Genomic DNA, 13,577 nt, shown 5'->3' with positions numbered 1-13,577 from the left:
TCGACCCGGGTCGGCCCGCAGGACGCGGGCATCGTTCTCCATCTGGTGCCGATGTGCACGGTCAGTCTGCGACGCGGGTTCTGCAGAGGTTCTGGATAGCCTCTGGACGACTACTGGGCGTGGGTCAGCTCATGTCATGCCCTGCCAAGTGGTGTGCTCTGAATGAATATTGAACCTTCGGGCGCAGGGGCCGCCGCCCCTTGCCGTACGCCTGCAGGGAACGGGCGAGAGCGGCGTCGACGGATGGTGCCGGTTCGTCCCGTTCCGCGCATTCGGCGGCGTAGACGCCGATCAGCTCGTGGAAACGGAAGAGTCCTTCCCCCAGCTCCACCAGCAAGTGCGCCTCGGCGAGGCTGTCCAGGAGCCGGCGTGCCCTGACGCGGCCGCAGCCGGCCAGCGTGGCGGCGACGTCTTCCGTGATCAATGTGCCGTCGTAGAGGCCGAGGATGCGGAACATCTGCGCGACGTCGGCGGGCAGCGCCCGGTACGAACGGCTGAAGGCTGTGCGCAGGCTCGCTGCGGCGTCGCGCACCACGTCGAGCCACTCCATGGCGCCCTCGTCCAGAGCCTGTGCCAGCTGGGAGAGCGTCGTACCCGGGCGCGTCGTGAGCGCCTCGGCCACCACCCGCAGGGCGAGCGGGAGATGCCCGCACAGCCGCGTGATGCGCTCGACCGTCTCTGGTTCCTCACGAACGCAGCGGGACGGCGCGAGGTAGGCCAGCAGGTCCACGGACTCCTCCGGGGACAGCGGCGCGAGCTCCACCCGGTAGGCGCCGTCGCGAGCCACCAGGCCGCTGTGCCGCCAGCGGCTGGTGATCAGGACGCAGGCGGGTCCCTGCGGGATGAGGGGGCGCAACTGATCGGCGTCGTAGGCGTCGTCGAGGACGAACAGCACCCGTTTGCCGTACAGCAGGCTGCGGTAGAGTGCCGTGCGGCCCGGCAGGTCGTCCGGTATGGCCGACTCGTCCACGGCGAGGCTGCGCAGCAGCTGTGCAAGCGCCTCCCTCGCCGACAACGGGGCACGCTCGGGACTGGTACCGCAGAGATCGAGGAAGAGCTGGCCGTCCGGGAAGTCGTCCGCGAGGTCACTGGCCACGTGCAGCGCGAGGGCGCTCTTGCCGACGCCGGGCGCGCCGGTGATCAGCGCCACGGTGGTGCGGTGACGTGCGCCGTCGTCTGCCACCAGCCTACTGAGCCGGGCCCGCTCCGCACCGCGGCCGAGGAACCCGCGGGTGAGCGGCGGAAGCTGAGCCGGCCGTAGCGGCGTCCACCGGTCCGCCGGGAGTTCCCCGGCCTCCGCGGGAGGCCCCGGGGCATGGAGCGCCGCAGTCGTGGTGTCGAGGCGGCCACCGAGCATCTGCTCGTGCAGGGTCCGCAGTTCGGGCCCCGGTTCGATACCGAGTTCGTTGCGGAGCAGTTCCTGGGTCTCGTGGTAGAGCGTCAGCGCTTCGGCACGGCGTCCGCTGCGGTAGAGCGCCACCATCAGCAGCCAGCGCAGCTTCTCGCGCAGCGGTTCCTTGGCGACCAGGTCGGTGAGCATGACCACGACCTCGACATGCCGTCCGAGGGCGAGCAGGCCCTCCGCCCACTCCTCGGTGGCGACGAGGCGCAGCTCCTGCAGCCGGGTGCGTTCCATGGCGGCGAAGGGGCCGGGAATGTTGGCGAAGGCCTCGCCGTGCCAGAGCGGCAGCGCGCGCTCAAGGACCCCCAGTGCGCCGCGGACGTCGCCGCCGGCCCGCAGGCGACGGGCGGTCGCGTGGAGGTGGGCGAAGACGTGAGCGTCTATCTGCTCCAGCGGCAGGCGCAGTGAATAGCCGCCGCCCGAGGAGACGAGCGCCCCGCCGGACTCCCTGCTGCCACGCCCCGGCTCGATGGCCCGGCGCAGGCCGGCCACGTAGGTGTGGACGCCGTTGACGGCCGTGCGCGGAACGGCACTGCCCCACACGGCGTCGATGATCTCCTCGATGTGGACGACATCCCCCGCTCGGCTCGCCAGAAGTCCGAGGACTCCGCGTTGCTTGGGCGGACCGAGGGGTAACTCGATCCCCCTTCGCCATGCTCTGACCGGACCCAACAGTTGCAGCCGCATACAGTTCCCCCGTCTGTCCGACAACCTCGGGGCACGGCCGTGCCGGCTGCCCGCCCCGGTCCCACACCGCTTGAGCTTACGTAAGGAGCGAAATCGTCAGGGATACGAGCCGTACCGCGCGGACTTTGCGCCGCGAGCCCGCACGGCGCGGAATCGACCGCCGCCGTGCCCCGGCGGCGCCTCCGGCGCCGCGGCCTGCGGCCAACCGTTTCGCGGGGCCTGTGCGACAGCGTCGACGGTTGTCGTTGACGCGGCGCGCAATGGGTTCTCAGCCAGCCGGCATCCCTTTTCAGCCATCACTCATCGACACGCTCCCTCCGCGGAGCAAGCCGTGAACGAACCACTGACGACCCTCCCCTCCGCCTGCCCCTGGACGTGCGGTTTTCCCTACCCACGCGAGACTAACCGAAGCGCCTGGATCCCCATACCCCCTATCAAATACCCGAGCGATCACCCCCTCAGTAGGGGTCGAGGGAACAAGATAAGGGTATTCAGGCCGCGCGAAGTGGAGCCATCATCGATGGGCACCCACCCCATTAGCGCCCAGCAGGGAGCAGCCAGTGACCCCATCGCCCGCTTCGCACGCGACCGACCGGACCGAAAGCACCATTGAAGCGGTACTCGTCGGCGGACCCGCGGATATTGCGGAGGAAGCCCGCACGGTGCGCCTGCCGGTCACCATCGACGGCAACCTGGACGAGAAAGTGAAACTGAGGCACCTCAACGGCTACGAGCACTTCGAACGCGCCCCCGGCGCCGTGGACCCCGACCGCACCTCCCCCGTGATCTTCCAGTGGACCACGTGCACGAAGATCGCGGAATGACACCAGCGCAGCGGCCGCAGACAGCCGGATGCCCCATCCCCCCGACCGGGCCGCTCCGGGACCGGTGACGGCAAGGACACGAGCCGGAGGCAGGGCGCGCCCGGGGGCACAAATCCCTTGACACCCCTGCACCACCCTGCTTGCCTACTGGCTGGCGTTTATAGATCAGTGACCTGCGACCATCGAGGTTTCACATCTCTGCGCACATCATGGGGGAATCAATGAGGGTCGAAATAGAGCAGGTCGTCGAGGGAATACGGGAAAGGTATGAGGAGCCGCTTTCCCTGAGCGATCTGGGAATGATGGCGCGACTGACCCCATTCCATATGGCGAGGCTGTTCCGCGAACAGACCGGACTTCCTCCGGCACGTTTCCTCACCGCGGTCCGGCTCGAGGAAGCCAAGCGCCGGCTGCTGCGGACCGACGTGAGTATCGCCGACATCTCGCTGGGCGTCGGTTACGCCAGCGTCGGCTCCTTCACCACGCGCTTCACCAAGACGTTCGGGGTTTCGCCCGGCCAGTACCGCAGAATGACCCAACTGGGTCCGGACGCCGTGGATTTCGCCGGCGGATGCGTCGACACCTCCTACGCCTACGGTGCCATTCAGGGCCGGCTGCGCCGGGACGACGGCCTCGATCACGCCTCGGTGTTCGTCGCAGCCTTCCACGCCGTCTCGTCCGGCGACCGGCCGGCCCGCTGCTACCGCGTGGAGCGATCGTCGGACCTGTGGACCATCCCGTACGTGCCCGAGGGCCGGTGGTTCATCGAGGCGGTGTCCCTGACGTCCAGACAGGGCGGCGGCTGTGTGGTCGCCGGGTCGGTCGGCCCCGTCGTCGTCGCACCCGGAGCGGTGGTCCAGGTGGAGGTGGTCCTGGAGCCGTCCCGGCGGGTACGCGTGGCGGACAGCGAGCGGTGCCCGCTCGCCTTCTCGCTTCCCGACCTCTACGCGTCCTGACCGCTGCGCGCGAGTACGGCCGGACGCCCTCCGCCACTGCGACGGGGTGGTCGTGGACCGTACGTCGCCGGGATACGGATGTTTCGGCCACCGGCCTACACGCGTGCGGGTGACCGCCGCGCGTGCCGCAGCGCGCGCAGGATCGTGGCCGGCCGCATCACGGAGGCCGGGGGTGCCAGCAGGTGCTGCACGTCGAGCAGGACCCGGTGGGCGTCCTGCGACACGTGACTGGCGAGCACCACCTGCCGGATGTAGGAATTGAGCAGTCCGTTGCCGAGCGGGCGGATTCCCTCGGTCTCCGGGAAGATGAAATCGCTGCCCGTCGCCATCTGCCAGGGCGTATCGATGATCTTGCTCGCGGCACGGTAGAAGGAGCGTGCCATCGGCGCGGACGCCGCCCCGAACCGGTCGAGGTGGCGTCCCAGTTCGATCGCCTCGAGTACGGCGACGGTCATGCCCTGACCGTAGAGCGGGTTGAAGCTGCAGATCGCGTCGCCGAGCGCCACATGACCCGCGGGGACCGTACGCAGCCGCTCGTAGCGGCGCCGCCTGGCCGCCGGATACGTGAACTTGCGGGCGTCCTTGTCGTCCAGGGGCTCGGCCCTGGCGAGCAGTTCCGCCATCTCGGGGGCTTCGAGCCCGGCCGCGAACTCCTCGAACCCCGCACGGTCCACCGGCGCGTGGGCGCGGTGCCAGCCGCCGAGGGTGACCATCCACCGGTCTCCCTCGACGGCGAACGCGGCAGCGGCCCGCTTGTCGTGCGGCGGCACGGCGCTCATCAGGTACAGCAGCCCGTTGCCCGGCAGGTCTCCGGGTCTGCGCTTGAGCATCAGGGTCGTGTAGCCGACGTTGATCTTCACGGTGTCGATCTCGGGCAGTGGGTAGCCGAAGCGTTCCATGGACCGGGTCGGCCCCCCGCCGCCACGCCCCGTGGCGTCGACGACGAAGTCCGCCCAGAGCCGCTCACCACCGTCCAGTTCGACGCCCGTGATCCGTCCGCCGCCGGCCAGGTGGCCGCACACCTGGGTCCGGTCCCGGATGGTCACGTTGTCCAGTGCCCGCACCCGGGCCCGGACACTGTGTTCCAGGTATGCGCGGGTGAGGCTGACGCCGCAGCGGCCGCTGGCGAATCGGGCACGCAATGAGCCCATCTGGTGGAAGAGCAGGTCGTGGCCGGGGTCGAAGAGGACCGCGCCGCCCTCGACGAGTTCGTCGGTGAGTCCCGGGAAAAGCCTGTCGAGCGCAATGCGACCGCTGATCAGCAAGGCGTGCGCATGACCTCCGTGCGGGACGGCTCGGCGATTCTCCGGACGGTCCGGAAGAGTGTCGCGATCGATGACCGTGACACGGCGAAATCGCGCCGCCAGTGTCCTGGCGGCCGCCAGGCCTCCCATGGAAGCGCCCATCACCACCGCGTGTTCACCGATCACGCCCATGCGTCCTCCATGCGTCTTCCGCCGGGAAATGCCGAAAAGGCGCGACTGAGCCTTCCGGCTTCTTCGAGTATTCTGCGCGGCCCTGCTTCGTGTCTTCTTCGAGCTTGCTCAACAGACTTTTCTGCGACCCGAGTTGGTTGCGCCACGCGCTACAGTCCCTCACGTCCTCACCGCCTTTCGCCCGACGGACGGGACAAGCACGGCACACGCGACCGGACCGACGGGAGAGTACTCGGTATGTCCAGTTCCACTTCCGCACCGTCCGCCCCGCCCTGGACGGAGGAGCAGATCACGGACCAGACCGGGCGGGTGGCCGTGGTCACGGGGGCCAACGCGGGCATCGGTTACGTGACAGCCCGCGAGCTGGCCCGCCACGGCGCCCACACGGTCCTCGCCTGCAGGGACAGAGAACGCGGCGAGGCCGCGCTCGGCCGGCTGCGCCGCGAGGTGCCCCACGCCCGGGCCGAGTTGCGCCTCGTCGATCTCGCCGACCTCCGGTCCGTCCGGGCCTTCGCGGACGGCTGGGACCACGACCGGCTCGATCTGCTCGTCAACAACGCGGGGATCGTGATGCCGCCGCTGACCCGGACCGTGGACGGTTTCGAGGCACAGTTCGGCGTCAACCACCTGGGCACCTACGCGCTCACCGGCCGGCTCCTGCCCCACCTGCTGCGTGCCGCCGCGCCACGCGTGGTGACGGTGAGCAGCGAGAGTCAGCTCACCGCCTCCTTCGACCTGGCCAACCTCAACGCGGAGCGGCGGTACCGCCCCGGCTCCGCCTATGCCCAGTCGAAGCGCGCCAACGTCTACTTCTCCGCGCAGCTTCACCGCTGGGCCGTCGCCCAGGGCCTGCCGCTGCGCAGCATGATCGCCGTCCCGGGCCTGACGGACACCGGTGTGATCACCAAGTCCACCCGGTACGGCACGCTGTGGCGGGCCCTGGTCCCCCGCCTGGTCGGTCTGGTCGCCAAGCCCGTCGCCGAGGGCGCGCGGCCCTCGCTCTACGCGGCCACGGTGCCGGATCTGCCGGGCGGTTCGTACGTCGCCCCGAGAGGCCCACTGCAGATCCGGGGCGCGACGACGGTCCGCCACGGCCGCCGCACGGTGTACGACGAGGCCACCGCTGTCGCGCTGTGGGACCTCTCGGAGCGGCTCACCGGAGTGCGTTACGACAATCCGGGCGCCCAGTCCGGTTGACGGGCACCCAGGCAGGCCGTGGCCTCCGCGTCAGCTCTGCCAGCTGTGCGGTGCGCGGAAGGCCCGGAAGCCGCCCGAGCGGTGCCAGTGCGCCACGAGCGGCTCCCGGGTCACCCGGCGGGCCGACACCGCCTCGATGCGGGCCAGCAGGACCACGGTGACGGCCACGAGTTCCTCGGGCTCCGGACGGCCCTTCTCCACACGGATGCCCGGGGCGGTCCCGCGCGCCCTCACAGGCCGCTCACCTCGAGCAGCCTGTCGTCGTTCCAGTGGCCCGTGTAGCCCGACACCGCCCACGGGGTTCCGGGGGGTGCACCCCCACCGGGCGCGCCCAGCCGGTCGAAGGGCAGGGCCGCACCCGACGCCCAGATCTCGCCGGTACTGCCCACCGGAAGCACGCGCCCCTCGCTGTCACGGATGGTGATCCGAACCCGGGGCGAGGCGTCCCCCACGACGCGGCCGCCGGGACGGTTGCCGACGGCCGGCACGTACTCGACCGCCGTCCAGGGCAGCGCACCGTCCAGCGGGGAGAACTCGGCCAGCAGTCTGGAGCGGGGCAGCAGTGCGAAGTGCCGGTCCACCAGTCCCGGGGGACACGGCTCACCGACGAGGACCACTGTGCCCGGCCCCCGTACCTGCGGCTGCGGGGTCGCGGCCAGGACCGCGGCGTACGTCTTCGGAGTGAACACGGCTGTCCCGGCCCGGCCCGACATGTCCAGGCCGGAGCCGCCGACGGCCTGTCTGCCGTGCAGGGTGCCGCCCGCCGCGACCGACCACCACATCGAGGTGAGCGTGTCGGGGCTCCCCGGTTCAGCAGGGCAGAGAACTCCCCGGTCCGCGCGCCCCGCCCTGCGGGCGCGGTCCGTCAGGGCCAGCACCCAGGCCCGGTGATCGATGAGGTGGCCGGTCGGCGGTCCAGCCGGGTCCTGCTCGACGATCAGGTACGCGGCGTCCGTCGGACTCGACCTGGGCAGCGAGCGGTCGACGCGCAGCGGCGTGATCCTGGCCCACGTCCGCTCGTCGTCCAGGACCACCGCGGGACTGCGCCAGTGGGCCCGGGTGGCACCGCTGCACAGCACCAGTTCGGCCCCGCTGACGGCCGCCGTCCGCGCACGCGCGCCCGCCCCCGCACCGCCGGGCACGGGAACGCAGACGCCCCCGGCCTTCAGCACCGCCAACTGCGCGACCAGCGACTGCACATGATCCGTACAGTGCACGAGGACGGGATCGCCGAGCTGCACACCGGAGCGCAGGATCGCCGTCGCGAGACGGTCGGACCGCTTCGCGGCCGCCTCGTACGTGATGCTGCGGCTGCCGTCCTCGACGGCGGTCCCGCCGGCCCTGCGCCCCGCGGACCTGGAGAAGAGGCCGTCCAGGGTGACGTCCCCGTCCGAGGGGAGAGCGGATGCCGGCCGTACCACCGGGGCCGCTGGTGCGAAGGCGGTTCGTGCCGTGCCGGACGAGGCCGTTGTTCCTGCGTACACCGAGCCCTCCAGGGGAACTGCGGGGAAGCTGGTCAGGGGCCGACGGCCAGCAGAGGCGTGCTGGTCTCGCTCTCCGTCGAGCATCTTGTGGACGCGCTCACCGAGCGGCCTGGCAGGGCACGGACCCGAATCCGTCGTCCACCCGTACGATCACCCCGGCGGTGCGGGCTCCACCGGGGCGGCTCACCACCTCAGCTCGGGGAAGCCGCCGGAAGGGTCCGCAGCGCCTTCGTCACCAGGTCCACCACCTCGTCCTCACGGTCGTCGAGGTAGAAGTGGCCGCTGCCCTCGAAGACACGCATCTCGAAGGCCGCCCGGGTGTGGCCGGCCCAGGTGCTCACCTCGTGGAGCGTGGCCTTGGGATCGCCGGCGCCGACCAGCGCGGTGACCGAGGTGTGCCGCAGGACCGCGCCGGGAGGGCAACGGTACGTCTCGATCGCCGTGTAGTCGTTGCGTACGGCAGGCAGGATCATCTGGCGCAGCGCCTCGTCGGCGAGGATCTCGGGACGGGTGCCCCCCAGTTCGATGATTTCGTCCACCAGGCCGTCGTCGTCCCTGAGACGGACCCGTTCGTCGCGGTACGTCGACGGGGCCCGCCGACCGGACACGAACAGGTGCGCCGGGAACATCCCTTCGGCCTCCATGCGCAGCGCCACCTCGAAGGCGACGGTCGCGCCCATGCTGTGACCGAACAGCGCCAGCGGCCGTTTCTGTGGCCCTGTCCAGGACCGCAGCGCCCGGTGGGCCTGGTCGGCCATGCTTCGCACGTCGGTGAGGAAGGGCTCGGTGCGCCGGTCGTGGCGGCCCGGGTACTGCATGGAAAGCACTTCAACGGCCGGTGCGAGGCGTGCGGACAGCCGGTGGTAGGTGCTGGCAGCGCCACCCGCGTGCGCAAAGCACGCGAGGCGCCACCGGGGGCCGCGCGAGGGGTGGAACCGCCGGACCCACGCGTCGGCCGTCGTCGTCATCTCAGCCATTCGACTGCCCCGTTCATCGGCTTCCCCGTTCTCGTCGTGCGGGTGGCACGGCACGGGATGCCGCACGCTCACCACACTCTCCTGTGCGCGCGGAGGCCCGCGCATCTCCGTCGTTGCCCGATGCGCTTGCCCACCCCTCCGACGCCCTGGGGCCCCGGTCTCAACGGCAACGGCCGGCGCCCGACACCGCCGTCTGCTGTCTGCAACCGAGCGCCCCGTACCGGGCGCGCATCAGGGTTTCCCGGCAGGGTGCCGCACGCCGGAGCGAGGCATCGGCGGAAGCTTCCGCCGTGCCGCCCTGGGCGAGGAGCCTGGACAACGCGTCCATGCGACCGCGCAGCGGCTCCTCGTCCGCGCGTTCGGCTGCGTAGAGCCGCAGCAGGTCGGGGAACCGGTACCGGTCCGGCCCCGTCCGCTCCAGGAGGTGACCGGCCGCGAGCATGTCGAGCCGGCGACTCGCGCCCTCCCTGGTGATGCCCGCGAGTGCGGCCGCCATGGACACCGTGATCTCGCTGTCCTGCTGCAGCCCGAGAAGCCGGAACATGTGCGCGGCCTCGGGTGGCATGGCACGGTAGGACCTCCTGAAGCTCATCCGCAGGCTTGCGGCGGTGTCACCGACTACGGTCAGCTGCTCACGACGCCCGTTCTCGATGTCGTCGGCGAGCTTTTCCGGGGAGAGACCGGGGTCCTCGACCAGGGCTCCGGCCGCCATCCGCAGCGGCAGCGGCAGGTAGCCGCAGAGCAGAGCGAGGCGGAAGGACTCACGTCGTGCTCCCGAGAGGCGTTGCGGACCGGCCAGGTGGGCGAGCAGCCTCACCGACTGCTGGGGCGTCAGGGGCCTCAGCTCGATCCGCTCCGTGCGCGGCGACGGCAGGCTGCCGAGCTGAGACCAGCGACTGGTGACCAGGACGCATGCCGGGCCCCCGGACAACAGGGGGGCCAGGCTGTCGGTGTCGTGGGCGTCGTCGAGGAAGAGCAGGGTCCGCTTGCCTCTGAGCAGGCTGCGGTACAGGCGCGCGCGCCCGTCCACGGTGGCGGGCAGCCGAGCCTCGGCAACGCCGAGGCTGCGCAGAACGAGCCCCAGGGCCTCCCCGGCGCCGACCTGCGAACGCCTGAGGCTGCTGCCGCACAGGTCGACGAAGAGCTGCCCGTCCGGGAACCGATCCGCGGTCTCGTAGGCGATCTGCAGCGCCAGGGCACTTTTGCCGACTCCGGGTGCCCCGTCGATCAGGGCGATGGCGGGCATTGTCGCGGGATGGGCGCCGGCCTCGTCGACGAAGGATCGCAAACGACGCTGCTGCGCGGCCCGGCCGATGAATCCGCGGACGGTGGGCGGAAGCTGCGCCGGGCGCGGTCGGACCCGGGTGGACCTGACCGATGGGGTGGGGGCCAGGCGCGGAACCTGGGCCGGGGCGAGGGCCGCCGGGTGTGCGCCGGCCACCTCGCCGGTGCCGGGGCCGCCACCGGCGCCCGCACTCCTGCCCCGGACGCCGGCGTCCACCACACCGCCCGGCACCGGGCCGCCACCCGGGCCGTCGCACCCGCTCGTTCCGGTCCCGGGCCCACCGGGCACGCCGCGCCCGCCGGCACCCTTGGCCTCGTCGGCTCCGTCCGTGCGCCCCGCACCGATGACCGACCGCCCGTGGGCGTCCCGTGCGAACGTCACGGGCTGGTCGGCGAGAATCCGTTCGTGCAGCGCACGCAGGTCCGGACCGGGTTCGACGCCCAGCTCGGCGTGGAGCAGCTCACGGGTCTCGCGGTAGACGGCCAACGCGTGGGCACGCCGCCCGCAGCCCTGGAGAGCCGTCATCAGCAGGGCCCTCAGCCGCTCGCGCAGCGGCGCCTTCACGACCAGGTCACCGAGCAGTACGGTTGTCTCCGCGTGCCGGCCCTCCGTCAGCATCTCGACGGCCCACTCCTCGACGGCGGCGAATCGCAGCTCCTGCAACCGCATGCGCTCCACGACCGCGAAGGGCCCCGGGACGGCGGTGTACGCCTCGGCCCGCCACAGGCCAAGGGCCAGTTCGAGAAGGTCGAACGCCGCCCTGCGCTCACCGTGGGCGAAGAGCCTGCGTGCCTCCGCCACGCGGTGCTCAAAGCTTCGCGCGTCCACGTTCGCCGGGTTCATCAGGAGCGCGTAGCCTCCACCGGTCGACACCAGCGCAGGACCACCCGCCGTGCTCTCCCGCGGGAGTCCCAGGGCGCGGCGCAGCCCCGCCACGTACGTGTGCACCGCGCTTCCCACGGTCCTCGGCGGCTCGCTGCCCCATACCGCGTCGGCTATCTCCTCCATGCTCACGGCTTCGTTGACGCGGCTCGCCAGGAACGCCAGAACGGCCCGTTGCTTCGGAGGCCCCACCACCACTCTGTGCCCGTGCCGCCAGGCCCGGACCGTCCCGAGCAGTTCCAGTCGTACGGACTCCCCGTCGCCGACACCGCCGTTCATCCCTGCCCCCCTTCACCGGACCTGCATGTCCCTCGCGCTCATCTGGAGAGGACGCTCCAGGGCCACGCCGGACTCGTCATACCCCAAGGCCGTACGGGTATCTACGGTGCACCCGGACACGTCCGGCGTCATCGCCCAGGTTGCTCAGCCGAGGAGACCGGCGAAGCTGCGCCCGTCCGGCCGCGACGAGGCACCCCGACCGGAGCCCGCCGAGGCCGTCGGGGTCGGTCCTCCGGTGGATACGTGCCCTCGAACGCACCCACGTCACGGAAGCTGCCACTCCGCTAGTCAGCAAGGACGAAGAAGACAGAGCAACAGCAGGCCCTGCACGATCAGGTGTCAGACAGGTCACCGACGCAACCATTCATTTCGGCGGATCCTCCGGCGCACCGCGGTCCGCCGCCTTCGCTCAGCGCAACTGCGCACGCCAGGATGCTCAGCACCCCGGGCCCCACAGGCGCAGTCAGTCGTACTCCGCACTTTCACGTGGACAAAGGGCAAATGAGGCGAACTTGCGCACGTACGGATCCCATGTCATCTGCGGTGCCGTACGGCGCCCGGCTTCGGCCTCCCACGGATCTCCGGTTCTCGTGACCCCTGAGCGCTTCACCTGATTCTCGCGAGCCGACCCATCCCCTGAGTGGCCTGTCCTCCGGCGCTTCCACGCACCCGCGCCGAGCGGCAGGTTCCCCACCCGTAAGCCTCCCCATACCGGAGACAACGATGGAACACCTGGTCCAGCGGTCGATAGCCACCATGCACCATCGTTTTCACGAACCGCTGACACTGGACGACTTAGCGCGCTCCGCCATGGTCAGCAAATTCTACTTTCTACGCGTGTTCAGCAAGGTCACCGGCGTGACGCCGGGCCGCTTCCTCAGCGCCGTCCGTCTCCACGAGGCCAAACGCCTGCTGCGCGATACGTCCCTCAACGTCGCCGACATCTCCGCGCGCGTGGGGTACAGCAGCACCGGAACGTTCTCCCGCCGGTTCAGCGAATCCGTGGGCGTCTCCCCCACCAAGTACCGGTACCTGGCCTACGAACGCTGTACGAGCGGGCCGGAAGCAGCCGACGGCCACAAGCCCGCGGCGCCGTCGCGTGCCGTGGCTCCGATCACGTCAGCTCATCAGGCCGCGGCGAACACGGTCCACGGCACGATCGTCGCCGAGGAACATCCCCTCGACTCCGTCCGGCTCGGCGTCTTCGACAGCCCCATCGTGCAGGGTCATCCCGTCACCACCGCGGAGGTCAGCGCCCCAGGCCGGTACTTCCTGCCCGAGCTGCCGTCCGGCGTCTGGTACCTGCACGCCGTGGCTCACTCCCACACCGCAGCCATCGATGCCGCCCCTGACGAACCACAGTTGCTGGTGGACATGGTGGGGCCACTGCGCTTCGGCCAGAACACCGACCTCCATGTGAATCTGACGCTACGCCCGTTCACCTGGAGCCGCCCTCCCATCCTTTCGGCGCTCGAGGGCCTGGACCCGCTCGACCGCACACCGGGCCGCGCGGCGTAGCACGAGCCGGCCGCTGTCCCCCGCCCCAGTGAGCAATCTCGGCGGTGACATGTCATCACTGGCCGAAGCAGTCTTGCTGTGCTGACGGGGGACTACGGGTTACGTCTGCCTCCGTCTGCCGTGATACGGGAATCGACACCGGCGCGGAGGAGAAGGTCGTGGGGGCAGAGGACCCGGAGAAGCTTCGCTATTTCCTCAAGCGGGTGAGTGGCGAACTCCATGAGGCACGGATCCAGTTGCGAGAAGCCGAGGAGGCCTCGCACGAGCCGATCGCCGTCGTCGGAATGGGGTGCCGCTTCCCGGGGGGCGCCGTCTCCCCCGACAAACTGTGGGAGCTGGTCTCTCAGGGCCGGGACGCGATCGGCGACTTCCCCACGGACCGCGGCTGGGACCTGGAGTCGCTGTTCGACACATACGGCACGTGGGCCGACGACAGTGCCGGGAACCAGGACGGGGACGGTCACGGAACCGAGGACCGGAGCACGGACGAGTCCGGGAGCCCAGGGGACGCCCAAGAGCCTCGTGGCGGCCGGCCTGGCACGTCGGCTACGCGCTACGGGGGGTTCCTCCACGACGCGGGTGCCTTCGACGCCGCGTTCTTCAACATCTCCCCCCGCGAAGCCAAAGCGATGGACCCCCAGCAGCGGCTA

General features: G+C 70.7%; 11 protein-coding genes. 5 read left to right on the top strand and 6 right to left on the bottom strand.

The features are described from left to right. Positions 1-124 precede the first annotated feature (124 nt). Positions 125-2,089, bottom strand: a complete 1,965-nt coding sequence (locus F1615_RS22215) for an AfsR/SARP family transcriptional regulator (RefSeq protein ID WP_149550799.1) — start codon at positions 2,087-2,089, stop codon at positions 125-127. Positions 2,090-2,649: 560 nt separating this feature from the next. Here F1615_RS22215 and F1615_RS22210 point away from each other — a divergent pair. Both F1615_RS22210 and F1615_RS22205 read left to right on the top strand, forming a co-directional pair. Beyond that, positions 2,650-2,913, top strand: coding sequence for a DUF5988 family protein (locus F1615_RS22210; protein ID WP_149550798.1), 264 nt, complete (start codon positions 2,650-2,652; stop codon positions 2,911-2,913). A gap of 209 nt (positions 2,914-3,122) precedes the next feature. Next, positions 3,123-3,869 (top strand): helix-turn-helix domain-containing protein, encoded by a 747-nt coding sequence (locus F1615_RS22205; RefSeq protein ID WP_149550797.1) that lies wholly within the window; start codon positions 3,123-3,125, stop codon positions 3,867-3,869. Between the two features lie 95 nt (positions 3,870-3,964). Here F1615_RS22205 and F1615_RS22200 read toward each other — a convergent pair whose 3' ends face one another. Next, positions 3,965-5,134: a hypothetical protein gene (locus F1615_RS22200; protein ID WP_149550796.1), complete on the bottom strand. Its 1,170-nt coding sequence runs from the start codon at positions 5,132-5,134 to the stop codon at positions 3,965-3,967. A 408-nt stretch (positions 5,135-5,542) separates the two neighbouring features. Here F1615_RS22200 and F1615_RS22195 point away from each other — a divergent pair, with 408 nt between their 5' ends. Beyond that, on the top strand, positions 5,543-6,502 hold the full coding sequence (locus F1615_RS22195) for an oxidoreductase (RefSeq protein ID WP_149550795.1): 960 nt from the start codon (positions 5,543-5,545) through the stop codon (positions 6,500-6,502). Between the two features lie 30 nt (positions 6,503-6,532). Here F1615_RS22195 and F1615_RS22190 read toward each other — a convergent pair whose 3' ends face one another. The 4 genes from F1615_RS22190 to F1615_RS22175 form a co-directional block, all read right to left on the bottom strand. Then, positions 6,533-6,736, bottom strand: coding sequence for an acyl-CoA carboxylase subunit epsilon (locus F1615_RS22190; protein ID WP_149550794.1), 204 nt, complete (start codon positions 6,734-6,736; stop codon positions 6,533-6,535). Beyond that, on the bottom strand, positions 6,733-7,986 hold the full coding sequence (locus F1615_RS22185) for an AMP-binding protein (protein ID WP_167533818.1): 1,254 nt from the start codon (positions 7,984-7,986) through the stop codon (positions 6,733-6,735). The genes F1615_RS22190 and F1615_RS22185 overlap by 4 nt, the downstream gene beginning before the upstream one ends. 191 nt (positions 7,987-8,177) lie before the next feature. Beyond that, complete coding sequence (locus F1615_RS22180) at positions 8,178-8,954, bottom strand: thioesterase II family protein (protein WP_149550792.1); 777 nt, start codon at positions 8,952-8,954, stop codon at positions 8,178-8,180. A 169-nt stretch (positions 8,955-9,123) separates the two neighbouring features. After that, positions 9,124-11,409, bottom strand: a complete 2,286-nt coding sequence (locus F1615_RS22175) for an AfsR/SARP family transcriptional regulator (RefSeq protein ID WP_149550791.1) — start codon at positions 11,407-11,409, stop codon at positions 9,124-9,126. A gap of 723 nt (positions 11,410-12,132) precedes the next feature. On the opposite strand from F1615_RS22175, the gene F1615_RS22170 reads away from it, so the two are divergent. Continuing rightward, positions 12,133-12,927 (top strand): helix-turn-helix transcriptional regulator, encoded by a 795-nt coding sequence (locus tag F1615_RS22170; protein WP_149550790.1) that lies wholly within the window; start codon positions 12,133-12,135, stop codon positions 12,925-12,927. Between the two features lie 158 nt (positions 12,928-13,085). After that, the coding region (locus tag F1615_RS36875) for a beta-ketoacyl synthase N-terminal-like domain-containing protein (protein WP_280118901.1) at positions 13,086-13,577 on the top strand (492 nt) is incomplete at its 3' end.

This window comes from Streptomyces marokkonensis, from assembly GCF_008312835.1.
GTDB classification, from domain to species: domain Bacteria; phylum Actinomycetota; class Actinomycetes; order Streptomycetales; family Streptomycetaceae; genus Streptomyces; species Streptomyces marokkonensis_A.
The sequence above is the reverse complement of the archived record's forward strand: the minus strand, read 5'-3'. Positions and strand labels throughout refer to the sequence as shown.